Origin of the sequence: Pararhizobium mangrovi, assembly GCF_006516965.1 — a bacterium.
Taxonomy (GTDB): domain Bacteria; phylum Pseudomonadota; class Alphaproteobacteria; order Rhizobiales; family Rhizobiaceae; genus Pararhizobium_B; species Pararhizobium_B mangrovi.
Genome location: NZ_VHLH01000006.1, coordinates 131,789 through 154,459 on the forward strand (window position 1 = coordinate 131,789; position 22,671 = coordinate 154,459).

22 protein-coding genes and 2 tRNA genes are annotated in these 22,671 nt (G+C 63.9%); 2 read left to right on the forward strand and 22 right to left on the reverse strand.

Annotation, left to right across the window (positions count from 1 at the left end; all coding sequences use genetic code 11):
* Nucleotides 1–10: 10 nt before the first annotated feature.
* The 22 genes from FJU11_RS05360 to FJU11_RS05465 all read right to left on the reverse strand — a co-directional run bounded on the left by FJU11_RS05360 (nucleotide 11) and on the right by FJU11_RS05465 (nucleotide 20,951).
* Nucleotides 11–280 carry a DUF1467 family protein gene (locus FJU11_RS05360; RefSeq protein WP_141165998.1) on the reverse strand — a complete coding sequence of 90 codons (270 nt, stop codon included), beginning with the start codon at nucleotides 278–280 and terminating at the stop codon, nucleotides 11–13.
* Nucleotides 281–302: 22 nt separating this feature from the next.
* The gene (gene mce / locus FJU11_RS05365; protein ID WP_141165999.1) at nucleotides 303–707 is read right to left on the reverse strand and encodes a methylmalonyl-CoA epimerase; all 405 of its coding nucleotides are present in this window, start codon (nucleotides 705–707) and stop codon (nucleotides 303–305) included.
* Between the two features lie 4 nt (nucleotides 708–711).
* On the reverse strand, nucleotides 712–2,322 hold the full coding sequence (locus tag FJU11_RS05370; protein WP_141166035.1) for a ribonuclease J: 1,611 nt from the start codon (nucleotides 2,320–2,322) through the stop codon (nucleotides 712–714).
* Between the two features lie 59 nt (nucleotides 2,323–2,381).
* On the reverse strand, nucleotides 2,382–3,239 hold the full coding sequence (locus tag FJU11_RS05375) for a biotin--[acetyl-CoA-carboxylase] ligase (RefSeq protein ID WP_141166000.1): 858 nt from the start codon (nucleotides 3,237–3,239) through the stop codon (nucleotides 2,382–2,384).
* Nucleotides 3,240–3,243: 4 nt separating this feature from the next.
* On the reverse strand, nucleotides 3,244–4,686 hold the full coding sequence (gene nuoN, locus FJU11_RS05380; RefSeq protein ID WP_141166001.1) for an NADH-quinone oxidoreductase subunit NuoN: 1,443 nt from the start codon (nucleotides 4,684–4,686) through the stop codon (nucleotides 3,244–3,246).
* A gap of 19 nt (nucleotides 4,687–4,705) precedes the next feature.
* Nucleotides 4,706–6,217 (reverse strand): NADH-quinone oxidoreductase subunit M, encoded by a 1,512-nt coding sequence (locus tag FJU11_RS05385; RefSeq protein WP_141166002.1) that lies wholly within the window; start codon nucleotides 6,215–6,217, stop codon nucleotides 4,706–4,708.
* Entirely contained in the window at nucleotides 6,214–8,193 is a 1,980-nt protein-coding gene (nuoL, locus tag FJU11_RS05390) for an NADH-quinone oxidoreductase subunit L (protein ID WP_141166003.1), read from the reverse strand. The genes FJU11_RS05385 and nuoL overlap by 4 nt, the downstream gene beginning before the upstream one ends.
* 6 nt (nucleotides 8,194–8,199) lie before the next feature.
* Nucleotides 8,200–8,508 carry an NADH-quinone oxidoreductase subunit NuoK gene (gene nuoK, locus FJU11_RS05395; protein ID WP_141166004.1) on the reverse strand — a complete coding sequence of 103 codons (309 nt, stop codon included), beginning with the start codon at nucleotides 8,506–8,508 and terminating at the stop codon, nucleotides 8,200–8,202.
* A gap of 23 nt (nucleotides 8,509–8,531) precedes the next feature.
* Complete coding sequence (locus tag FJU11_RS05400) at nucleotides 8,532–9,146, reverse strand: NADH-quinone oxidoreductase subunit J (RefSeq protein WP_141166005.1); 615 nt, start codon at nucleotides 9,144–9,146, stop codon at nucleotides 8,532–8,534.
* Between the two features lie 140 nt (nucleotides 9,147–9,286).
* On the reverse strand, nucleotides 9,287–9,778 hold the full coding sequence (nuoI, locus tag FJU11_RS05405) for an NADH-quinone oxidoreductase subunit NuoI (protein ID WP_141166006.1): 492 nt from the start codon (nucleotides 9,776–9,778) through the stop codon (nucleotides 9,287–9,289).
* Nucleotides 9,778–9,969, reverse strand: coding sequence for a hypothetical protein (locus FJU11_RS05410; protein WP_141166007.1), 192 nt, complete (start codon nucleotides 9,967–9,969; stop codon nucleotides 9,778–9,780). The genes nuoI and FJU11_RS05410 overlap by 1 nt, the downstream gene beginning before the upstream one ends.
* Nucleotides 9,969–11,012 carry an NADH-quinone oxidoreductase subunit NuoH gene (gene nuoH / locus FJU11_RS05415; RefSeq protein WP_141166008.1) on the reverse strand — a complete coding sequence of 348 codons (1,044 nt, stop codon included), beginning with the start codon at nucleotides 11,010–11,012 and terminating at the stop codon, nucleotides 9,969–9,971. The genes FJU11_RS05410 and nuoH overlap by 1 nt, the downstream gene beginning before the upstream one ends.
* A gap of 16 nt (nucleotides 11,013–11,028) precedes the next feature.
* Nucleotides 11,029–13,128, reverse strand: a complete 2,100-nt coding sequence (gene nuoG / locus FJU11_RS05420; RefSeq protein ID WP_141166009.1) for an NADH-quinone oxidoreductase subunit NuoG — start codon at nucleotides 13,126–13,128, stop codon at nucleotides 11,029–11,031.
* Between the two features lie 262 nt (nucleotides 13,129–13,390).
* Complete coding sequence (locus FJU11_RS05425; RefSeq protein WP_141166010.1) at nucleotides 13,391–14,206, reverse strand: hypothetical protein; 816 nt, start codon at nucleotides 14,204–14,206, stop codon at nucleotides 13,391–13,393.
* 66 nt (nucleotides 14,207–14,272) lie between these two features.
* Complete coding sequence (gene nuoF, locus FJU11_RS05430) at nucleotides 14,273–15,580, reverse strand: NADH-quinone oxidoreductase subunit NuoF (RefSeq protein WP_141166011.1); 1,308 nt, start codon at nucleotides 15,578–15,580, stop codon at nucleotides 14,273–14,275.
* 53 nt (nucleotides 15,581–15,633) lie between these two features.
* Nucleotides 15,634–16,905 carry an NADH-quinone oxidoreductase subunit NuoE gene (gene nuoE / locus FJU11_RS05435; RefSeq protein ID WP_141166012.1) on the reverse strand — a complete coding sequence of 424 codons (1,272 nt, stop codon included), beginning with the start codon at nucleotides 16,903–16,905 and terminating at the stop codon, nucleotides 15,634–15,636.
* Between the two features lie 166 nt (nucleotides 16,906–17,071).
* A complete protein-coding gene (locus FJU11_RS05440; protein WP_141166013.1) occupies nucleotides 17,072–18,262 on the reverse strand; it encodes an NADH-quinone oxidoreductase subunit D in 1,191 nt (396 codons plus the stop codon).
* 53 nt (nucleotides 18,263–18,315) lie between these two features.
* Entirely contained in the window at nucleotides 18,316–18,915 is a 600-nt protein-coding gene (locus FJU11_RS05445; RefSeq protein ID WP_141166014.1) for an NADH-quinone oxidoreductase subunit C, read from the reverse strand.
* A 19-nt stretch (nucleotides 18,916–18,934) separates the two neighbouring features.
* On the reverse strand, nucleotides 18,935–19,516 hold the full coding sequence (locus tag FJU11_RS05450) for a NuoB/complex I 20 kDa subunit family protein (protein ID WP_141166015.1): 582 nt from the start codon (nucleotides 19,514–19,516) through the stop codon (nucleotides 18,935–18,937).
* Complete coding sequence (locus tag FJU11_RS05455; protein WP_141166016.1) at nucleotides 19,507–19,872, reverse strand: NADH-quinone oxidoreductase subunit A; 366 nt, start codon at nucleotides 19,870–19,872, stop codon at nucleotides 19,507–19,509. Before FJU11_RS05455 ends, FJU11_RS05450 begins: the two co-directional genes overlap by 10 nt.
* Before the next feature lie 256 nt (nucleotides 19,873–20,128).
* The gene (locus FJU11_RS05460) at nucleotides 20,129–20,704 is read right to left on the reverse strand and encodes a transglycosylase SLT domain-containing protein (RefSeq protein ID WP_141166017.1); all 576 of its coding nucleotides are present in this window, start codon (nucleotides 20,702–20,704) and stop codon (nucleotides 20,129–20,131) included.
* Nucleotides 20,705–20,874: 170 nt separating this feature from the next.
* Nucleotides 20,875–20,951: transfer RNA gene (locus FJU11_RS05465), tRNA-Asp, on the reverse strand.
* 205 nt (nucleotides 20,952–21,156) lie between these two features.
* Here FJU11_RS05465 and FJU11_RS05470 point away from each other — a divergent pair.
* Nucleotides 21,157–21,232, forward strand: a tRNA-Val gene (locus FJU11_RS05470).
* A gap of 196 nt (nucleotides 21,233–21,428) precedes the next feature.
* Nucleotides 21,429–22,541: an aldo/keto reductase gene (locus tag FJU11_RS05475; protein WP_181408056.1), complete on the forward strand. Its 1,113-nt coding sequence runs from the start codon at nucleotides 21,429–21,431 to the stop codon at nucleotides 22,539–22,541.
* Nucleotides 22,542–22,671 lie beyond the last annotated feature (130 nt).

Consider the following 22,671-nt stretch of genomic DNA (forward strand, 5'->3'; position numbering starts at 1 on the left):
GCGACCTGCATTATCCGGCGCTCGGAATGATCTGCGGAATGTCGTCGAAGGAATAGCCGAGCCAATCGGTGACGCCGAAATAGGCAGCGTAGACGATCAGCGAAACGAGCGTGGTGACCAGCAGCGTGCGCCCGACGCCGAAGCGGCTTGGCGCACCGCGTTCCGTCCCTTCTGCGACGTGGCCCTCTTCCTGTTGCGAACGCACGCCGAAGGGAAGCACGGCGAAGAGCACGAGCCACCAGACGATGAAATAGACCGCGGCGTAGGAGTACCAGGGCATTCGTGCTCCTCGGGCCGGCCGATCAGGCCTCCTCGAGTTCGATCAGGGTGCCGGCGAAATCCTTCGGATTCACGAAGAGCACCGGCTTGCCGGCCGCACCGATCTTCGGCTCGCCGTCGCCAAGGATCCGCGCGCCCTCGCCGACCAGCCGGTCGCGCGCTGCCGCGAGATCGGCGACTTCGTAGCATATATGATGCATGCCGCCCGCCGGGTTGGCTTCCAGAAAACGGGCGATCGGCGATCCGGTCCCGAGCGGCTCCAGAAGCTCGACACGGGTGTTTTCGAGTTCGACGAAGACGACCCGCACACCGTGGTCCGGCAGGTCTTTCGGCGGCGAGAGGCGCGCTCCCAGGGCCGACCGGTAACGCTCGCAGGCGGCATCCAGATCGGGCACTGCCAGAGCGACGTGGTCGAGGCGCCCGAGCATCGGTTCAAAGCTCGGTGACGAAGACGGTGACGACCGGTTTCTTGCCCCACGCGATCCGGGCGGCCGAGCGCACGCTGCGCCGAACGGCTTCGTGGACGGTCGCCGTATTGCGCCGCCGATTGCGGGGGATGCCTTCGATCGCCTCGACCGCGGCGTCGAGGAGGATCTCCACCATCTCGTCGCCCTCGCCGTCGTAGACCGGCAGGCCGTTCGTCTCGATTTCCGGATCGCGCGCCAGCTCGTGCCCGCCGTCGAGAACGACGTTTACCGCCACGTGGCCGGCATAGGAGAGCTTGCGCCGTTCGACGACGCCGACCTCCTCGGCATCGCCGATGATCTTGCCGTCGCGGAAGATCCGACCACAGGGTGCGGTATCGACGATCTCGGGTTCGCCGGGCGCCAGGCGCAGCATTTCGCCGTTTCGCACGCGCGGCACGGCCATGCCGCCGACTTCGCGCCCGAGTGCGGCATGCGCCTCGAGATGCATCGGCTCGCCATGAACGGGCACGAGGATCTTCGGGCGGACCCATTCGTACATCTGCCGCAGTTCGCTGCGCCGCGGATGACCGGAAACGTGAACAAGCGCGTCGGAATCAGAAACGATATGAATGCCCCGGTTCACGAGCGCGTTCTTGATCTCGCCGATCGCCTTTTCGTTGCCGGGGATGGTGCGCGAGGAGAAGACGACGGTATCGCCGGCGGCAAGCGCGACGTCGCGCATCTCGTCCCGGCTGACGCGCGCCAGCGCCGCGCGCGATTCGCCCTGGCTTCCCGTTAGCACCAGCACGACCTTGTCGCGCGGCAGGTAGCCGTATTCGGCCTCGTCGACGAAGGGTCCGATGTCGTCCATCAGGCCGACGTCGCGGGCCACGCCGACGACGCGCTTGATGGAATTGCCGACGAGGACAACTTCGCGGCCGGCCTTGGTCGCAGCCTGGATGACGGACCGGATCCGTCCGACATTGGAGGAAAAGCTCGTGACCGCGACCCGCGCCTTCGCGTTGGCGATGACGCCTTCGAGACCTTCGGCGACCTCCTGCTCGGAAGGCGAAACTCCCTCGCGCATGGCGTTCGTCGAATCGCACATGAGGGCGAGCACGCCCTCGTCGCCGATTTCGCGGAAGCGATCGGCATTCGTCAGCGGACCGAGCGCCGGCGCGGCGTCGATCTTCCAGTCGCCGGAATGCAGGACGGTGCCGAGTGGCGTGCGAATGGCGAGCGAGGCGGGCTCGGGGATCGAGTGATTGACGGGCACGGCTTCGATCTCGAAGGGTCCGACCGTGAAGCGCTCGCCCGCCCGATAGACCGTGACCGGGATCTGCGTCTCGCTCTTCTCGTAAGCCTGCTTGGCCTCCAGCATGCCGGCTGCGAACGGAGACGCATAGATCGGCACGTTCAGCCCGGGCCACAGATCGGCGAGCGCGCCGTAGTGATCCTCGTGGGCGTGGGTGATGACGATGCCCTTTAGGTTCGCCTTCTCCTCGGCCAGATAACTGATGTCCGGCAGGACGAGATCCACACCCGGAAGGTCGGGGCCGGGAAAGGTGACGCCGCAATCGACCATGATCCATTCGCGCGCGCCCGGCCGACCGTAGCCGTAGAGCGCGAGGTTCATGCCGATCTCGCCGACGCCGCCGAGCGGCAGGAAGACGAGTTCTTCCGTTTCCCGATCGTTCACTGAGTCTCCTTTTCATCGTCGCGTTTCGTCGCGACGGCACCGAAATGAACATCGCCTGCGGTTATACGGGTCCGCGTGCCGTCCGCCTGCCGCACGACGAAGCGACAATCCTCGTCGATCGTCTCGAACACGCCGCGAACGACCTCGCCGGGAAGCTGCACCGCCACTTCTCCGCCGATCCCCGTCGCACGCGCCAGCCAGCGTTCGCGGATACGCGCGAGCCCGCCCGGCGCATCCCAATCGCCGACCGTATCCAGCCAGGCATCCGACAGCGCCAGAAACACGTCTTCCGCATCATGCGCAAGCCCGAGCGAGGAAAGGTCCGTCGCCGGGTACGGCAGATCCTGCGGATGACTGACGACGTTGACGCCGATGCCGACGGCAGCGGCGTATCCGCCTTGCGCGAGGCCCGCCGTCTCGATGAGGATCCCGGCGAGCTTCGCACCGCCGAGGAGCACGTCGTTCGGCCATTTCAGCGATATCCGAGCAGGCTTGCCGGTGGGGCTCGCACCGTCGGCGCCGTCCATCGCCACGCGTACCGGACGCTCTTGCGGCAGCACCGCGTCGAGCGCTGCGGCGAGCGAAAGGCCGGCCACGAAACCGAGCATGGCGGTATGGGCGAGGTCGCGCTCGCCGGTGACAAGCAGGGTGGCGGCAAGATTGCCGCTTTCCGTCGCCCACGGGCGACCCCGTCGTCCCCTGCCCGTTTCCTGGCGTCGCGAGACGACCCACAGGCGCCCCGGATCTCCCGCCTTGCCGCGCTCCAGCGCCTCGACGTTCGTCGATCCGAGCGTCTCGAAGGCTGCGAGGCGGTAGCCGGCGCGCTCCGCGCCGGGCGAAAGGCGAAAGGCCATCGCCCTAGAAGAAGGTCTTGGCAGCCGTCGCCGCCGCCGTGCCGATCGGTCCGCCGATCAGCACGTAGCCGAGCGTGAAGAGCCCGGAAAGGCCGAAGACGAAGCGAAGCTCGCCGGCGGTCGGTACGAACTCGCCGGCCGGCTCGTCGAACCACATGATCTTGACGATGCGCAGATAGTAGTACGCGCCGACCACGGAAGCGAGCACGCCGATGACGGCAAGCACGTAGAGGTTCGCCTGGATCGCCGCCATGAAGACGAAGTACTTCCCGAAGAAGCCGGCAAGCGGCGGCACGCCGGCAAGCGAGAACATGAGTATCGTCAGGACGACTGCCATCAGCGGACGCGTGCTCGCGAGACCGGCGAGATCCTCGATGCGCTCGACATTGCCCTCCTCCCGGCGCCGCATGGCGAGGATGCAAGCGAAGGTGCCGAGGGTCATGACCATGTAGATCAGCATGTAGAGCACGACGCCGCGGACGCCGGCTTCCGTGCCGGCCGAAAGGCCGACGAGCGCATAGCCCATGTGGCTGATCGAGGAATAGGCCATCAGACGCTTGATGTTCGTCTGGCCGATCGCGGCGAAGGCGCCGAGCACCATGGAGGCGATCGAGATGAAGACGACGATCTGCTGCCAGTCGCTGGCGATCGGCTGGAACGCCTCGGAGACAATGCGCACCAGCATCGCCATGGCCGCGACCTTGGGTGCGGCGGCGAAGAAGGCCGTGACCGGCGTCGGCGCACCCTCGTAGACGTCCGGCGTCCACATGTGGAACGGAACGGCGGAGATCTTGAAGGCGATGCCGGCGAGCACGAAGACCAGCCCGAAGACGAGGCCGAGCGAGCGCTGTTCACCACCGATGGCATGCGCGATCTGCGGGAACTCGACATGGCCGCTGAACCCGTAGACGAGCGAGGCGCCGTAAAGCAGCATGCCGGAGGAAAGCGCGCCGAGGACGAAATACTTCAGCCCCGCCTCCGTCGAGCGCACGCTTTCGCGGTTGATCGCCGCGACGACGTAGAGCGCCAGCGACTGCAGCTCGAGCCCGAGATAAAGCGAGATGAGGCTGTTCGCCGAGATCATGAGCATCATGCCGAGCGTGGCGATGACCAGCAGCACAGGGAACTCGAACTTGTCGATCTGTTCGTTCTTGGCGTGGCCCACCGTCATGATCATGGCCATGATCGAGCCGAGAAGGACGAGCACCTTCATGTAGCGCGCGAAGGGATCGGCGAGAAACGCGCCGCCATAAGCTGGCCCCAGGCCGCCGATGACGACGAGCCAAAGGCCCGACATGATCAGCACGGCGACGGCGAGCCCCGTGACCAGCGTGTTCGATTCGCTGGAAGTGAAAACGCCTACCATCAGGAGCGCCAACGCCCCCACGGCCAGAATGATTTCCGGCATAGAGAGCTGCAGGCTAGTCGAGAGGATGTCAGCGGTCATTGTGCGAACCGTCCCGTAATCACTTGATGCTCGTGGCGACGTCGTGCGCCGACTGGAGCGCGGCCTGATAATGGTTCACCAGCTGGTCGACCGAAGCAGCCGTCACGTTGAAGACCGGTGTCGGGTAGACGCCGAAGAAGATGACCAGCGCGATCAGCGGATAGAGGATGACCCGCTCGCGCGTCGTCAGGTCCAGCATCGACTTCAGCGTCTCCTTTTCGAGCGCGCCGAAGATGACCCGGCGATAGAGCCAGAGCGCGTAGCAGGCCGAAAGGATGACGCCGGTGGTGGCGAAGAAGGCGACCCAAGTGTTGACCTGGAACACGCCGATCAGCGTCAGGAACTCCCCGACGAAGCCCGACGTGCCCGGAAGGCCGACATTCGCCATGGTGAAGACCATCAGGGCCATGGCGTATTTCGGCATGTTGTTCACGAGCCCGCCATAGGCGGCGATCTCGCGGGTGTGCAGCCGGTCGTAGATGACGCCGACGCACAGGAAGAGCGCGCCGGAGACGAGCCCGTGCGAAAGCATCTGGAAGATGCCGCCCTGCACGCCCTGCACGTTCGCTGCGAAGATGCCCATCGTCACGTAGCCCATGTGGGCGACCGAGGAATAGGCGATCAGCTTCTTGATGTCCTGCTGCATCAGCGCGACGAGCGACGTGTACATGATCGCCATCACCGACAGGGTGAAGACGAACGGCGCGAGCTCGTTCGAGGCGATCGGGAACATCGGCAGCGAGAAGCGCAGGAAGCCGTAGCCGCCGAGCTTCAGCAGGATGCCGGCGAGAATGACGGAACCCGCCGTCGGGGCCTCGACGTGCGCGTCCGGCAGCCAGGTGTGGACGGGCCACATCGGCATCTTCACCGCGAAGGAGGCGAAGAAGGCGAGCCACAACCATGTCTGCATCGAGGCCGGGAACTGATGGTTCAGGAGCTCGGGGATCGAGGTGGTGCCGGCATCCCAGTACATCGCCATGATGGCGAGCAGCATCAGCACCGAACCGAGGAAGGTGAAGAGGAAGAACTTGAACGAGGCGTAGACGCGCCGCGGCCCGCCCCACACGCCGATGATGATGAACATCGGAATGAGGCCCGCCTCGAAGAAGATGTAGAAGAGCACGATGTCGAGCGCGCAGAAGACGCCGATCATCATCGATTCGAGAAGCAGGAAGGCGACCATGTAGGCCTTCACGCGCTTCTGCACCGACTCCCAGCTCGCCAGGACGCACAGCGGCATCAGGAACGTCGTCAGGATGACGAACAGCATCGAAATGCCGTCGACGCCCATGTGGTAGGAAATGCCGGTGTCCAGCCAGGCGCTGTTCTCCACCATCTGGAAGCCGGCTTCGTTCGTGTTGAAGCCGACCCAGACGAGCAGCGACAGCACGAAGGTGAACCCGGTCGTCAGCAGCGCCACGTTGCGGATGTTGCGCCGGCCGATCTCGTTGTCGTCACGGATCGCGAGGATCAGCGCGGCACCGACGAGCGGCAGGAACGTGACCGTTGAGAGGATCGGCCAATCGGTCATTGGATGGCACTCCCGAACATCATCCAGGTTACGAGCGCGGCGACGCCGATCAGCATGGCGAAGGCGTAATGATAGAGGTAGCCCGACTGCAGCTTGACGACGCGGCCGGTGATATCCTGGACGCGGGCGGCGACGCCGTCCGGCCCATAGTGGTCGATCGTCGCTCCGTCACCCTGCTTCCACAGAAACGTTCCAAGGCGCTTGACCGGACGAACGAACAGGAAGTCGTAGAGCTCGTCGATATACCACTTGTTGAGCAGGAAGCGGTGAAGCCCCCAGAACTGCTCGGCCGTACGCCGCGGCGTCTCGGGCGAGCGGATGTAGAAGTACCAGGCGACGACGAAGCCGATGGCCATGGCGAGGAAGGGCATCAGGCTCGCCCATTCAGGAATGTTCTCGTAGGTCTCGACGAGATGGTTCGCCGGTAGCGTGAACAGCGAGCCCTTCCAGAATTCCTCGTAGTGATGGCCGAAGAAGAACCCCTTGAAGATCATGCCCGCGAAGAGCGCGCCGATCGACAGCACGTAGAGCGGAACGAGCATGACGTTCGGCGATTCATGGACGTGATGCATCACGTCCGCCGAGGCGCGCGGCTTGCCGTGGAACGTCATGAAGATCAGGCGCCACGAATAGAAGCTCGTCAGGATCGCAGCGATGACGAGCATCCAGAAGGCGAAGCCGGCGAGCGGCGTATCGGCCATCAGCGACGCTTCGATGATCGCGTCCTTGGAAATGAACCCGGCCGTGCCGATGAGCGTGAAGGGAATGCCGAAACCCGTCAACGCCAGCGTGCCGATGACCATCGTCCAGTAGGTCTTCGGGATGTGCTTGCGAAGCCCGCCCATGCGCCGCATGTCCTGCTCGTCGTGAACGGCGTGGATCACCGAGCCGGCGCACAGAAAGAGCAGCGCCTTGAAGAAGGCATGCGTGAAGAGGTGGAAGATGCCCGCCCCGTATGCGCCGACGCCCATGGCCGCGAACATGTAGCCGAGCTGAGAGCAGGTCGAATAGGCGATGACGCGCTTGATGTCGGTCTGCACGAGCCCGATCGTCGCGGCGAAGAAGGCCGTGAACGAGCCGACGATCGTGATGAATTCGAGGGCGACCGGCGCCTGCTCGAAGAGCGGAGACATGCGCGCTACGAGGAAGACGCCCGCCGTCACCATCGTCGCCGCATGGATCAGCGCGGAGACCGGCGTCGGCCCTTCCATGGCGTCCGGCAGCCAAGTGTGCAGAAGGAACTGTGCCGACTTGCCCATGGCGCCCATGAAGAGGAGCAGACAGGTACCCGTCAGCGCACCCTGGCGGGAGAGCTCGAGCCCGAAAAGATTGATGACCGGCTCGCCATTGCCCCCGTTCAGGAAGTCGGGCGCGTTGGCGAAGATCGTGTCGAAGCTGATCGACCCGAAGAGCACGAAGACGGCGAAGATGCCGAGCGCGAAGCCGAAATCGCCGACGCGGTTGACGATGAAGGCCTTCATGGCCGCCGCGCACGCGGAGGGGCGCTTGTACCAGAAGCCGATCAGCAGATAGGAGGCCAGCCCGACGCCTTCCCAGCCGAAGAACATCTGCAGGAGATTGTTCGACGTCACCAGCATCAGCATGGCGAAGGAAAACAGCGACAGGTAGGAAAAGAAGCGCTGCTTGTGCGGATCGTCGTGCATGTAGCCGATCGAATAGACGTGGACCAGCGTCGAGACGGTGGTGACGACGACGAGCATCACGGTCGTGAGCGTATCGATCCTCAGCTGCCAGTTCACCTGAAGGTCGCCGGACGTCATCCAGCGCATGACCTCCACATGGAACCCTTCGCCGCCGCCGAAGCCCATGGAGATGAAGGCGATCCACGAGAGGACCGCGCTGACGCCCATGAAGCCGCAGGTGATGTATTCGGCGTTCTTCGCGCCGACCGAGCGGCCGAAGAGCCCGGCCACGATGGCGCCGATCAGCGGGAGGAAAACGATAGCGATATACATGCCGGATCAGCCCTTCATCGTGTTGACGTCTTCGACGGCAATCGATCCGCGGTTTCGGTAGAATACGACGAGAATGGCGAGCCCGATCGCAGCTTCGGCGGCCGCCACCGTGAGGATGAACAGCGCGAAGATCTGGCCGACCATGTCGTTGAGGTAGGCCGAGAAGGCCACCATGTTGATGTTGACGGCAAGCAGGATGAGCTCGATCGACATCAGGATGACGATGATGTTCTTCCGGTTGAGGAAGATCCCGAAGATGCCGAGCGTGAACAGGATGGCGCCGACGGTCAGATAGTGCGCGAGTCCGATTTCCATGGGTCTCTCCGAACGCGTGAGCCTTAGATGCCCTGCCCGGGCTTGACGGTCCGGGTTTCGACGGCGGTTTGCGGGTTACGGGCCACCTGCGTGGCGATGTCCTGGCGTTTGACGCTGCGATTGTGCTGCAGCGTCAGCACGATGGCGCCGATCATCGCGACGAGCAGCACCATGCCGGCGATCTGGAAGAAGTAGACGTAGTCCGTATAGAGCAGATCGCCGAGCGCGGCGGTGTTGGAGCGCACCGCGAAGTCGGGAATGGGGACGCCGACGTTCTGCGCGACCTGCGGCGAGACGAAGCTGCCGCCGAGCACGACGATGAGTTCCGCCAAGAGGATGACGCCGACGAGTGCGCCGATCGGCGCGTATTCGAGCACGCCGGAGCGTATCCGGCCGAGGTCGATGTCGAGCATCATGACGACGAACAGGAAGAGCACGGCAACGGCGCCGACATAGACGACGAGCAGGATCATCGCCAGGAACTCGGCACCGGCGAGCAGGAACAGCCCGGCCGCGTTGAAGAAGGTCAGGATGAGAAACAACACCGAATGAACGGGATTGCGCGAGGCGACGACCATGAAGGCCGAGGCGATCGCCACGAAGGCGAAGATATAGAAGAACAGAGCCTGAAGACCCATGAAGGCTGCCTTTTTGTCTCTAACCCCGAGAAGCGGCGGCGTTGCACCGTCGCAAGACGACACGCGCAATCCGGTCCCCCGACCGCTTTAGTCGTTATTCATTGGCAGGGTCGGCGTTCCGGCCCCTCGCGCCCCTCCGATTAGCGGTAGGGCGCGTCGATGGCAATGTTCTGCGCGATCTCGCGCTCCCACCGGTCCCCGTTGGCGATGAGCTTGTCCTTGTCGTAGTACAGCTCTTCGCGGGTCTCGGTGGCGTATTCGAAGTTCGGCCCCTCGACGATCGCGTCGACCGGGCAGGCTTCCTGGCAGAAGCCGCAATAGATGCACTTCACCATGTCGATATCGTAGCGCACCGTGCGGCGCGTGCCGTCGTTACGCCGCGGCCCGGCCTCGATGGTGATCGCCTGCGCGGGACAGATCGCCTCGCACAGCTTGCAGGCGATGCAGCGCTCCTGCCCGTTCGGATACCGGCGAAGCGCATGCTCGCCTCGGAAGCGAGCACTGACGGCCCCCTTCTCGAAGGGGTAGTTCAGCGTCGCCTTCGGCTTGAAGAAATACCGCATCGAAAGCTTCACCGCCCCGAGGAACTCCCTCAGGAACAGCGCATTGGCGGCCTGGGACAATCCGGCCATCACGAACCTCCAATCGCATCGGCCACGAACCAGCCGACGATGGGAAAAAGAATCAGTTGCACGGCGCCGACGACGGTCAGCGCCTTCTTTGTTTCAGGCAGATCGACCCGCCGCGACAGCACGCGCAGGAAGATCGCCTCGCCCAGCGCCACGACGAGCCCGAGGACCGCGCCGAGGACGGGCAAGGACATCAGGCCCACCCCGTCAGCTTCAGTACGAACGCGACGACGACGACGGAAGCAAGCGAGATCGGCAGGAAGACCTTCCAGCCGAGCCGCATGAGCTGGTCGTAGCGGTAGCGCGGCACGAAAGCCTTCACGAGCGCGAACATGAAGAAGACGAAGCAGACCTTGAGCACGAACCAGATGACGCCCGGCACCCAGTTCAAGACGGCGACGTCGAGCGGCGGCAGCCAGCCGCCGAGGAAGAGGATCGTCGTCAGCGAGCACAGAAGCATGATCGCCGCGTACTCGCCGAGCATGAACATCATGAACGGCATCGACGAATATTCGACCATGTAGCCCGCGACGAGCTCCGACTCCGCTTCCGGCAGATCGAAGGGCGGACGGTTCGTCTCCGCAAGCGAGGAGATGAAGAAGACGATGAACATCGGGAACAGCGCCAGCCAGTTCCAGTCGAGCAGCGAGTTCGGCAAGCCGAGCATTGTGCCGAGCCCGTCGCGCTGGGAAAGGACGATGTCGGAAAGGTTCAGCGATCCGACGGTCAGAAGCACCGTGACGATGACGAAGCCGATCGAGACTTCGTAAGAGACCATCTGCGCCGCTGAACGCAGCGCGCCCAGGAAGGGATATTTGGAGTTCGACGCCCAGCCGGCCATGATGACGCCGTACACTTCGAGCGTGGAGATCGCGAAGATGTAGAGGATGCCCACATTGATGTTGGCGATCGCCCAGCCCTGGTTCAGCGGAATGACCGCCCAGGTCGCGAGCGCCAGCGTGACGGCGACGAGCGGCGCCAGCAGGAAGATGCCCTTGTTGGCGCCGGCCGGGATGATCGGCTCCTTGAGCGCGAGCTTTAACAGGTCGGCGAAGGACTGGAAGAGGCCGAATGGGCCGACGACGTTCGGTCCGCGGCGAAGCTGGACGGCTGCCCAGATCTTGCGGTCGGCCAGCAGCGCATAGGCGATGAAGAGCAGCAGGCAGACGAGCAGAAGCAGCGTCTCGCCGATCATCAGAAGCGTCGGCAGCACATATGTCGAGAAGAAACCGTCCATGGTGCGCTGTCAGTCCCTATTCCGCTGCAAGCTTCGTTTCGCCGCGCGCCAGCGCCGAGCATTCCGCCATCACCGCCGAAGCGCGGGCGATCGGGTTCGTCAAATAGAAGTCTTTGATCGGCGACGCAAATCCGCTCGCCTCCATTTTGCCCGCTTTTTTCACGAGTTCGTCGAACCCGGTCGAAATGTCGCTGGTCTCCGGCACGGCAATCTCGTCGATCAGGGCGAAGTGCTTGTACTCCTGGTAGAGCTTCGCACGCAGCTCGTTCAGCGAGTTGAACGGCAGGCGATGACCGACGACGTCCGAAAGCGCGCGCAGGATGGCCCAGTCCTCGCGTGCGTCGCCCGGCGCGAAACCGGCGCGATTGGCAAGTTGCACCCGGCCTTCCGTGTTGACGTAGGTCGCGGACTTTTCCGTATAGGCCGCGGCTGGCAGAATCACGTCGGCATGGTGCGCCCCGACGTCGCCATGCGTGCCGATATAGACGGTGAAGCCGGCAGTCCTTAGCGTCATGTCCATTTCGTCGGCACCGAGGAGGAAGAGGACGTCCGTGCCCGAAAGCATCTCGCGGGCGTTCATGCCGCCCTCGCCCGGCACGAAGCCGAGATCGAGCCCGCCGACGCGCGAGGCCGCCGTATGCAGCACGCCAAAGCCGTTCCACTCGCCGCCGATCGCGCCGATCGTGCGGGCGAGCTTGGCCGTCGATGCGAGCACCGAAAGCCCGTCCTCACGGGAAAGAGCGCCCTGCCCGAGAATGATCATCGGCCGTTCGGCATTCTTCAGCGTCTCGAGAAAATCGTGCTTTCCGTCGATCAGCGTCGTCAGCGTGTCGGTGCCGGCACCGAGATAGTCGTAGTCGTAGCGCAGATCCGCATTCTCGCCGATCACGGCGATCGGGAACGGCTCGACGAAGCCCCAGCGCTTGCGGATGCGCGCGTTCAGCACCGACGCCTCGAAGCGCGGATTGGCACCGACGATCAGCAGCGCGTCGGCTTCCTCGATCGCTTCGATCGACGGACCGAAGAGATAGGATGCACGCCCGAAGGCCGGATCGAGCTTGGAGCCGTCCTGCCGGCAGTCGATGTTCTTCGAACCGAGCGAATGCATCAGTTCCTTGAGCGCATACATTTCCTCGACACCGGCGAGATCGCCGGCAATGGCGCCGATCTTCTCCGGCTTCGCCGCGGAAACCGCCTTGCCGATCGCCTGGAACGCCTCGCCCCAGCTCGCCTCGCGCAGCCGGCCCTCGCCATCGCGCATATAGGGCCGATCGAGGCGCTGCGTGCGCAGGCCGTCCCAGATGAAGCGGGTCTTGTCGGAGATCCACTCCTCGTTCACCGCCTCGTTGACGCGCGGCATGACGCGCATGACCTCACGGCCGCGCGTATCGACGCGGATCGCCGAGCCGACGGCGTCCATGACGTCGATCGATTCGGTCTTGCCGAGCTCCCACGGCCGCGCCTGGAAGGCGTACGGCTTCGAGGTGAGCGCGCCGACCGGGCAGAGATCGATGACGTTGCCCTGCAGCTCGGACGTCATGGCGTGCTCGAGATAGGTCGTGATTTCGGCATCCTCGCCGCGACCGATCAGGCCGAGCTCGGCGATGCCGGCGACCTCGGTCGTGAAGCGAACGCACCGCGTGCAGTGGATGCAGCGGTTCATGATGGTCTTGACGAGCGGACCGACATACTTGTCTTCGACCGCGCGCTTGTTCTCCTTGTAGCGCGAGGCGTCGACGCCGAAGGCCATTGCCTGGTCCTGCAAGTCGCACTCGCCGCCCTGGTCGCAGATCGGGCAATCGAGCGGATGGTTGATGAGCAGGAACTCCATCACCCCTTCGCGCGCCTTCTTGACCATCGGCGTGTTGGTAAAGACCTCGGGAAGTTGGCCTTCCGGCCCGGGACGCAGATCCTTCACGCCCATCGCGCAGGAGGCGGCGGGCTTGGGCGGTCCGCCCTTCACCTCGACGAGGCACATGCGGCAGTTGCCGGCGATCGAAAGGCGTTCGTGCCAGCAAAACCGCGGAATTTCCGCGCCGCCGTCCTCGCACGCCTGAAGCAGCGTGTAGTGGTCCGGCACCTCGATCTCGTTTCCGTCGACCTTGAGCTTCGTCATTCTTTCGCTTTCCCTCGCCCGCGCACGAGGCGCTGCGCCTGAACGTACCGGAGCGTTGCGTGCCGCGAGCGCGACCGGAGCTGGTCGCGTTCGCCGCGGTTGTAGTCGTCCCGGCGGGGCTTGCCCACCGAGCTTCGGCGACGGTCCTTCACCACCGCCGTGATGACGGAATGCGCCGCGCGCGTCGCGCGAACCGGTTTCGATGCCGGCTCGAAGCATCAGGCGGCCGCGCCCCGACGAAACGGGGGCGGCCGTCTATTTCCTATCGCGCCTCGGCCGCGAGCGTCTTCGCCTGACCCTGCCAGTCGTCCCGCGCGATCCGACCCGGGAACTGGAGGTAGTCGTCGACCCAGGCGACCTCGTTCTTCGACCATCCCTCGATCTGATCGAAGCGCCAGACGCCGATGCCGTTCAGCACCTGTTCCAGCTTCGGCCCGATGCCGGTGATCCGCTTGAGATCGTCCGGCGTATCCGGCTTCTTGCGTGACGCCGGCTTCTTCATCCCTTCGCCGTCGGCCGCCGCCTCGGACGTATTGCCGGTCTCCACCGTCTTCGGTGCCGGCTTATCGACGACGGCCTGCGATGCCTTCGCCGCCTCGTCCTGCATCGTCTTCGCCTCGCGAACCATGGTCCGCGTCGTTTCCTCCGCCGCCTCGACGGCCGTATCGGTGGCCGCCTTCAGCGCGTCAACGGGGTCGAGCGGTGGCAAAGGCGCACCGTTTTCCGCCGAAGGCGCTGCATCCCGCCCGTTCGAACGGGTGCGCCGCTTGCGCGTACCGGCCGTGCTCGCCGGCGCGCCCGTTTCGGTCGGGGCGAAGGTCTCCATGCCGGGAAGCGGCATCGCGCCGAACCACCTGGCCTGTCCGCCGCCGTTCATCGCCCGTACGGTTCCGAGCGCGAGACCGGCCATGTGGCCGGCGACGCCGATCCCGACGGCCGTCATCATCGCCGATGCGGCGAGCGGCTGTATCATCATCGCCGCCATTGGCTGGACGGAGCGCGTCCATTCGTCCATGCCGGCGAGCATTTCGTTCGTCGTTTCCGGCCGGTTTGCGCCGGGAAAAGCAGATGTCGACATATCGATCTCCCTTGCCATTCCTTTCACTGCCCGCGAACGTTTCCCCGGATCCCGAATTCTTTTCGACTACTCCGCCGCCTCGAGCACGGGACGCGCGCCCGGCTCGGCGTTGCGCGTGAACTCATCGATGCGCCGCTCCATCTCCGGCCGGAAATGCCGGATGAGGCCCTGGATTGGCCAGGCGGCTGCGTCGCCGAGTGCGCAGATGGTATGGCCCTCGATCTGCTTCGTCACGTCGAACAGCATGTCGATCTCGCGCTTTTGCGCGCGTCCTTCGACCATGCGCTGCATCAGCCGCCACATCCAGCCCGTACCTTCACGGCAGGGCGTGCACTGACCGCAGCTTTCGTGCCGGTAGAAATAGGCGATCCGGGCGATGGCTTTGACGATGTCGGTCGACTTGTCCATGACGATGACCGCCGCGGTGCCGAGACCGGACTTCAATTCGCGCAGCGAATCGAAGTCGAGCGGCGCGTCGATGATCTGATCGCCGGGCACCAGCGGCACCGACGAGCCGCCAGGAATGACGGCCAGGAGGTTGTCCGCCCCGCCGCGCACGCCGCCGCAATGGCGATCGACGAGCTCGCGGAAGGTGATCGACATCTCCTCTTCCACCGTGCAGGGCCGCTCGACATGTCCGGACACGCAGAAGAGCTTGGTCCCGGTGTTCTTCTCGCGGCCGATCCCTGCGAACCAGCTCGCCCCACGCCGAAGAATGGTCGGCGCCACGGCGATCGATTCGACGTTGTTCACCGTCGTCGGGCACCCCCATAGGCCGACATTGGCCGGAAACGGCGGCTTGAGGCGCGGTAGGCCCTTCTTGCCCTCCAGGCTTTCCAGCATCGCGGTCTCTTCGCCGCAGATGTAGGCGCCGGCGCCATGATGGACATAGACGTCGAAGTCCCATCCGCATTTGTTGTCACGGCCAAGAAGGCCTGCGTCGTAGCACTCGTCGATCGCGGCCTGCAGTGCCTCGCGCTCGCGGATGTATTCGCCGCGGATGTAGATGTACGCCGTGTTGGCCCCCATGGCGAAGCCGGCGATCACGCAGCCTTCGATCAGCGTGTGCGGATCGTGGCGCATGATGTCCCGGTCCTTGCAGGTGCCGGGTTCGGATTCGTCGGCGTTGACGACGAGATAATGCGGCCGACCGTCGCTTTCCTTCGGCATGAAGGACCATTTGAGTCCGGTCGGGAAACCGGCGCCGCCGCGCCCGCGCAGGCCCGATTCCTTCATCACGTTGATCACGCCTTCGCGGCCCATCTCGATGAGCGCCTTGGTGTTGTCCCAATGGCCGCGTTTCATCGCGCCTTTCAGGGACTTGTCGTGAATGCCGTAGATGTTGGTGAAAATGCGGTCCTTGTCAGCAAGCATGACCTGGCTCGTTCCTTCCTGCGTTCCGTCGGCACTCTTCGTGTCGTCGAAGTCTACTCCGCACCACCGGCGTTCGTCAGCACTTTTGCCTGATGAACCCACTCTTCGCGTTCGATCCGACCGCGAAAGCTCAGTTTCGCATCGACCCACGCGACCTCGGCATCGCTCCAGTTCGAAATCTGCCGGATCGTCCACACGCCGATTTCCTGAAGTCTCTCCTCAATCCTCGGACCGATACCATTGATTTTCTTCAGATCGTCGGGCTGTTTCGGCTTGTCGATCATCGGAGGCTGTTCGCCGTCTTCGCGTTTGGCGGATCCTTGCTCGCCGCCATCGACGCTCTGCACCGTTTTCGCGCCGTCCTTCTCGTCCGCGTCCTTGCCGCGATCGCCATCGGCGTTCGATTTCGCCGTGCCCGAGACGCTCTTGATCGGCTTTCCACGATCACGCCCGACATCGCTGCCGCTCGTCGCGCTGCTCGCAGCATTTCCAGAGGAGGAATCCCCCTCGCGACCGGCCTCTTCGGCTTCCTTCGCCGCCCTGCCGTCGGTGTTCACCTCCTCGTCTTCGGGGGTGCTCTTCGTGGGCGAAGGCGAATCGACCGTTGCGTCGGTTTCGGGTGCCGAGGTCGACGGGCGACCGGCCTTCGATGGCGGCACCGACTGTTCGGCCGTCTTGCCGTCCTCGCTCTTGGTATCCGTTCGCCCGGCCTCGGCCTCGGACGTCAAGCTCGTCAACCCGCCGAGCGGGGCAGAAGAGGTCCGGTCGACCTGTGGCCCGACGGGCACCTCGCCGCCGCGTCCGGCCTCGAACGCGTCGATGATTTCCTCGAGCCGTTCGGGCGTCAGGTCTTCGTAGGCGTCCTTGGCGATCATCACCATCGGCGCGTTCACGCATGCGCCTTGGCACTCGACCTCTTCCCAGGAAAGCGCACCTTCCTCACTAAGCTCGAACGGTTCGCCGTGGATCCGCCTGCGGCAGACTTCGATCAGCCCCTCGGAACCCCTCAGCATGCACGGTGTCGTGCCACAGACCTGGATGTGTGCCTTCTTGCCGACGGGCTTGAGCTGGAACTGCGTATAGAACGTCGCGACCTCGAGCACGCGGATATAGGGCATCGCCAGCATGTCGGCGACGCTCTCGATCGCCGGTTGCGTTACCCAGCCTTCCTGCTCCTGCGCACGCATGAGAAGCGGGATGACGGCCGATTGCTGCCGCCCTTCCGGATACTTCGCGATCGTCGCGTCCGCCCATTTCGCGTTCTCGTCGGAAAACGCGAAGCGTTCGGGCTGGTCGTGATCTTCGGCAAGCCTGCGCACTGACATTCCGTACGGATCCTTTACTGCATTACCCTGACGCGGAGCCGTGCCCCCTGCGCCGTACCGGCCGGCCTTTCCCCATTGGGAACATCGCCAAGCCGCCTCTCGTTCTTCTCGCCACGCGAAACTGCGAAAGCGACGCGATCGCAGCTCCCGCGCGGCGCGCTAGCCATCAGCGGTCGACCTCGCCGAAGACGACGTCGAGCGAGCCGAGTACCGCCGAAACGTCGGCCAGGAGATGACCGCTGCACACATGGTCCATCGCCTGCAGATGGGCGAAGCCCGGCGCCTTGATCTTGCAGCGATACGGCTTGTTCGTCCCGTCCGAGATGAGATAGACGCCGAATTCGCCCTTCGGTGCCTCGACGCAGGCGTAGATCTCGCCCTCGGGCACCCGGAAACCTTCCGTATAAAGCTTGAAGTGATGAATAAGCGCTTCCATCGAACGCTTCATCGTCTCGCGCTTGGGCGGCACCATCTTGCCGTCCGTCGCATGGATCGGTCCGTGACGGTCCTTACCGAGCAGACGTTCGACGCACTGCTTCATGATCCGCGTCGATTCGCGCATCTCGATCATGCGGATCAGGTAGCGATCGTAGCAGTCGCCGTTCTTGCCGATCGGAATGTCGAAATCGAGCTCCGAGTAACATTCGTAGGGCTGCGAGCGGCGCAGGTCCCAGGCTGCCCCCGAACCACGCACCATGACGCCGGAAAAGCCCCATGCCCAGCACTCTTCGAGCGTAACGACGCCGATATCGACGTTGCGCTGCTTGAAGATCCGGTTGCCGGTCAGAAGCTGGTCCAGATCGTCGACGACGCCGATGAACTGATCGCACCACTTCCCGATATCCTCGACCAGGTCTTCGGGAAGATCCTGATGAACGCCGCCGGCGCGGAAATAGGCCGCGTGCATGCGCGAGCCCGAAGCGCGCTCGTAGAACGTCATCAGTTTTTCGCGTTCCTCGAAACCCCAGAGCGGCGGCGTCAGGGCGCCGACGTCCATCGCCTGCGTCGTGACGTTGAGAAGATGCGAAAGAATACGGCCGATTTCACAGTAGAGCACGCGGATGAGCTGCGCACGGATCGGCACTTCGGTGCCCGAAAGTCGCTCGATCGCCAGCGCGAAGGCGTGTTCCTGGTTCATCGGGGCGACGTAGTCCAGCCGATCGAAATACGGGATCGCCTGAAGATACGTCTTGTTCTCGATCAGCTTCTCGGTACCGCGATGCAGGAGCCCGATATGCGGATCGACGCGCTCGACGATCTCGCCGTCGAGTTCAAGCACAAGCCGCAGCACGCCATGCGCCGCAGGGTGCTGAGGCCCGAAATTGATGTTGAAGTTTCGAACGTTGTGCTCGGTCATCGCATCGTGTCCACAAGGGGTATCGGCCGGCGGCTGGCCGGCGCTGTTCGTTCCTATTCGGCCTTCTCGTCGCCCGGCAGCACGTAGTCCGTGCCTTCCCAGGGACTGAGGAAGTCGAAGGAGCGGAATTCCTGCTTCAGTTCCACCGGCTCGTAGACGACCCGCTTGGCGACGTCGTCGTAGCGCACCTCGACGAAGCCCGTCAGCGGGAAATCCTTGCGCATCGGATACCCTTCGAAGCCGTAGTCGGTCAGGATACGACGAAGGTCCGGATGGCCGGTGAAGAGAATGCCGTAGAGATCGTACGCCTCCCGCTCGAACCAGTCCGCGCCGGGGAAGATGCCCGTCACGGAGGCGATCGGCTCGTCCTCGCCGACGGGAACCTTCACGCGAATGCGCTGGTTCTGGTACGGCGAAAGCAGGTGATAGACGACATCGAAGCGCCGCGCCCTGCCCGGCCAGTCGACGCCGCATATGTCGGTCAGATTGACGAACCGGCACTGCACGTCGTCCCGCAGGAAGGTGATCAGCGGGACGATGTTTTCGATCGACGTCGTCACCGTCAGTTCGCCGTAGGTGACCATCGCGGTCTCGAAGAGGTTCTCGCGGTTCTCCTTCAGATAGGAGGCGAGATCTTCCATCGCTGCGCTCATCGTTGCCTCGCCCTCAATCCTACCGCTCGATCGTGCCGGTGCGCCGGATCTTCTTCTGCAGAAGAAGGATCCCGTAAAGCAGCGCTTCGGCCGTCGGCGGACAGCCGGGCACGTAGACGTCGACGGGAATCACCCGGTCGCAGCCGCGCACCACGGCATAGGAATAATGGTAGTAGCCGCCGCCATTGGCGCACGAACCCATGGAGATGACGTAGCGCGGCTCCGGCATCTGGTCGTAGACCTTGCGGATGGCGGGCGCCATCTTGTTCGTCAGCGTTCCGGCGACGATCATCAGATCGGACTGGCGCGGAGACGCGCGCGGCGCAAGACCGAAGCGCTCGGCGTCGTAGCGCGGCATGGAAACCTGCATCATCTCCACCGCGCAGCACGCGAGGCCGAACGTCATCCACATGAGCGAGCCGGTGCGCGCCCAGGTGATGACGTCCTCGGCCGAGGTGACCAGGAAACCTTTGTCCTGCAGTTCCTGATTGATGTCGGCGAAATACGCGTCGGTCTCCCCGGCCGGACGGCCGGTCTTCGGATCGATCACGCCGGTCGGACGCGGCGCGACGGTCGTGGAGCCTTGCTGGTTCAATCCCATTCGAGAGCACCCTTTCTCCACTCGTAGATAAAGCCGATCGTCAGCACGGCAAGGAACACCATCATCGACCAGAAGCCGAACCAGCCGATGGAGCCGAACGATACCGCCCACGGAAACAGGAACGCCACCTCCAGATCGAAGATGATGAAGAGGATCGACACCAGATAGAAGCGGATGTCGAACTTCATGCGTGCGTCGTCGAAAGCGTTGAAGCCGCATTCGTAGGCGGAAAGCTTTTCCGAATCAGGCGACTTGTAGGCCAGCAGGAACGGCGCCGTCAGAAGCGCGAGCGCGATGACGAGCGCGATCGCGATGAAGATCGCGATCGGCAGATAGGAACCGAGAAGCGCGGTCATGGCGTCCTTTCCCTTGCGGCAAACCGGTTTCGGCATCGGCGACGACGGCAGGCCATCGCGACCGGGCCACATCGTGGTGCATTGCGGCGTGGTTATCGCAGCCTCATAGAACGCGCAAGGCTGGCTTGGGCGAAACGCCGTTGCGAACGGGCACCCGCGCGCACACGTCGCGGGCGGTTGCCCAAACGAACGCGCCGATCGGCCTATCTAGGTGCCGAGCATGGCGAAGGAAACGGCTTTCGGGCGGTATGCGACATTACCGCCCGCAGCTTCGAAGCTGTGCGGCGTATTGGTTGGCCATCTTCTGCGTCGCCGCGGCGTAATTGCGGATCGCCGCGTTCGACCGCCAGTCGCCGCGGGCATAGCCGGCATGGCCGAAATAGTACGCCAGGTAGAGATCGTAGGCGTCGTTCAGCGGGATGCCGTTCCGCTCGTAGCTCTTGCGGTGATACCAGCCGACGAAATCGATCGCGTCGCCGAAATTGTTGCGCTTGGCGGCCCAATGTCCCGTTTCGCGCTTGTAGCGATCCCACGTACCGTCGAGCGCCTGCGAAAAGCCGTAGGCCGAGGAAGGCCGTTTCCAAGGAATGATGCCGAGGATCCACTTGCGTGCCGGCCGGGCCCGCGCCTTGAAGCCCGATTCCTTGCGAACCGTCGCCATCAGCACCGGCACGGGCACGCCATAGGCCTGCTGGGCCTGTTTGGCGTCGGAGTACCAGTCGGTGATCCAGCCATCGCGCTGGTCGAAGACGGAACACACGTTGTTGATCGAATGGGGCGCGGTCGCGCAGCCTCCGAGCGCGAGCAGAAGCACAAGAACCGTGATACGCATCGACAAACCTCACGTTTGCCGACAGCCATACTTTCGAAACCCTAACATTCCCCTTATGGCACACATCACCGACGGCGCGGCACATGGCAACGCCGTGCATGTCGCAGCCGCTGAAAACACGATCGTGATGTCGAAAGGGAATGCGCCTTCGAAGCGCTGATCATCGGAAATGGCGCGAGTGACGGGACTCGAACCCGCGACCTCCGGCGTGACAGGCCGGCACTCTAACCAACTGAGCTACACCCGCAATTTCCGAACGCGGCCATCTGTCCGCCGCGTCTGGAGCGTGGGATTAAGCGGTTCGCCAGGACGTGTCAAGCGGCCCCCGGCAGCCTTTTCCAATGAAATCCGCTCACAGAAAGAAACGCCGTCCACAGGTCCGAGCCGCCCTACCCGATCAACACCTTCACCCTTGCACCAGCGCCGGCAAACGCCTAAACGAGCCAACGGACGGGCGGTTAGCTCAGCCGGTAGAGCACCTCGTTTACACCGAGGTTGTCGGGAGTTCGATCCTCTCACCGCCCACCACTGCCCCACAGGGGTTTGCGCCTTCCCCGCCTCCCCTTATTTCCGACTGTGTGACAGTTTGTGTGACAGAAACGATTGCCGAGGCGGATATCGCCGACCGGCTTTCCGGCCCATGCGAAGGACAACGGGTAATCCCGGTGCGGATCGGTCGCTACGTTCCAGTCCGAAACCGAACGACACACTCAGGAAATACGGAATGGATCTCACGCATTATCGCAGCCTCGGCCGGTCGGGCCTTCTCGTCAGCCCGCTGGCACTCGGCACGATGACCTTCGGCGCCGGCCGTTGGGGCTCGGACGAGGAAGCATCGCGCGCCGTGTTCGACGCCTATGTCGAGGCGGGCGGCAATTTCGTCGACACGGCGGACGTCTATTCGGGCGGACACAGCGAAGAGATGCTTGGCCGGTTCGTCGCCGATGCGGGGTTGCGCGACCATCTCGTCGTCGCGACGAAGGCGGGCTTTCCGCGCGCGCAAGGCAATCCGAATGCGGGCGGCAACGGCGCGAAGGCCATCCGGGCTGGGCTCGATGGTTCGTTGCGCCGGCTCCAGACCGATTACATCGACCTCTACTGGATCCATGTCTGGGACCGCGTCACGCCGGCCGAGGAAGTGCTTCAAACGCTGACCGACGCCGTCAGGGCCGGCAAGATCCTCCACTACGGCTTCTCCAACGCGCCGGCCTGGTACGTCGCGAAGATTGCCACGCTCGCACAAGCCCATGGGTTGCCCGTGCCGATTGGGCTCCAGTACCAGTATTCGTTGCTCGACCGGGGCGTCGAGCTCGAAATCGTGCCGGCGGGCGCCGAATTCGGCCTCGGCATGGTGCCCTGGAGTCCGCTCGGCGGCGGCATGCTCACCGGCAAGTACGGACGCGAAATGCTCGATCAGGCAGACCGTTCCTCGGGCCTGCCGAACAAGGGCTCGATGGAGAAAACGGACGAAAGCGAAGGTCGGGAACGTCTGAAGGGCGACAATCCGTTCGGTGGCATGCTGTTTACCGAGCGCAATTTCGACGTCGTCGACACGCTTCACGAGGTTGCCGAAGAGGCTCAACGCTCGATGGCGGAGGTCGCGCTGTCCTGGACCGTCAATCGACGCGGCGTATCGTCCGTTCTGATCGGTGCGAGCCGGCCGGAGCAGATCGTGCAGAACGTCGCCTCGCTCGATATCGACCTATCAGCCGACCAGATTGCGAAGCTCGACCGGATCAGCGCGCCGCCGATGCTCAACCCCTACTTCATCTTCGACCTGCCGCCGGCGATGCGCTTCGGGGTCGGCTCCGTTACAGAATGGAACCGTAGACGCTGAGCGAAAGTCGGCACGTTTGTAACCGTACCGGACACGTCCGTCCTCGCAGTCCGACGCCCGACTGCTTGCTCGACCATCTCGGAAATCATCCCTACCCGCCGGTCGGCCGCGCGAACCGGGCCGGTCGCCC